The sequence below is a fragment of the Paenisporosarcina sp. P4_D4 genome (assembly GCF_056401835.1).
Map to the genome: position 1 here is coordinate 1 of NZ_JBFUIO010000337.1, position 981 is coordinate 981.

Sequence of the window (981 nt, forward strand, 5' to 3'; positions counted from 1 at the left end):
GCCTTTAGATGGTCTGACGAGGCTCAATTGCATTTACGTACAAATGATTCTGTTTATCAAATAACAAAAGGTAGCGTAAATCCACTGTATAGAGGTAATCAAGCATTTGGAAMTTTTTTTCAAATAAAAATTCGATATCCTATTGACAAAAAGTAGAGAATGATATTAAATTAAATCAGATTTCAAATATGAAATTGAAGTCGAAAGGGCTAATTAAATGAAAATTTTCGATTTGAATATTTATAGTGACGAAAAACCTGTTAACCTATTAAACCGTCCCAAACTTAAATCTATTAGAGAAACCATGATGAAACAAATTGAAATGGCGCCTACAGAGGCGATTTTCCGACTGGATATGGAACAAATCGGCGATGCTAACGGGTCAGGTATAGATGAAGTCGTAGCCAAACCATTGAAATGGATGATTGAGCAATTTAGTAATAAAAAATGTGATAAATATATTTTTCTTGAGAATTTAAGTCCAGAAGAAGAGTATGATCATGCTTACAATATAAAAAGCACTTTTAATATTGAGCAATTGTGTATTATGGTAAAAGAGAAAGAGTCATATTCAATACTTGGTTATATTGGTGGAAATAAGAACTCTCTTAGAGAACTCTTAGAATTTGTTTATGATAGAAAAATAGTAACAGCAAGAGATGTTGTGGATGGCCTAGGAAAACAATTGAACACGGCAAGTACCCAGTTATCAAAATTATCTGAAAGACGTTTAATTTCTCGAAAAGAAGTTCAAATGCCAGAAGGTGGAAGACAATTTGTTTATGAGAGCCTGTTTAAATAAAGCAGGTTTTTTTATAAAAGTATTCAATTTTGAAATTGAAATCGATGAAATAAGAGGAGGAAGAGGTGGAAATAATGGATATGGAAAATGTGTTTTGTAGAGGACCGACTATTAGGAGAATAAATGTGGAAAAAAGAAAAATAATATTGAGGAGGAGAGTCTGATGAGTAGTTTAAAAG

General features: G+C 31.6%; 1 protein-coding gene. It reads left to right on the forward strand.

Features of this window, described 5'->3' with window-relative positions; genetic code table 11:
- The first annotated feature begins 217 nt into the window (after positions 1–217).
- A complete protein-coding gene (locus AC1DSL_RS18675; protein WP_477533392.1) occupies positions 218–802 on the forward strand; it encodes a hypothetical protein in 585 nt (194 codons plus the stop codon).
- The last annotated feature ends 179 nt before the right edge of the window (positions 803–981 follow it).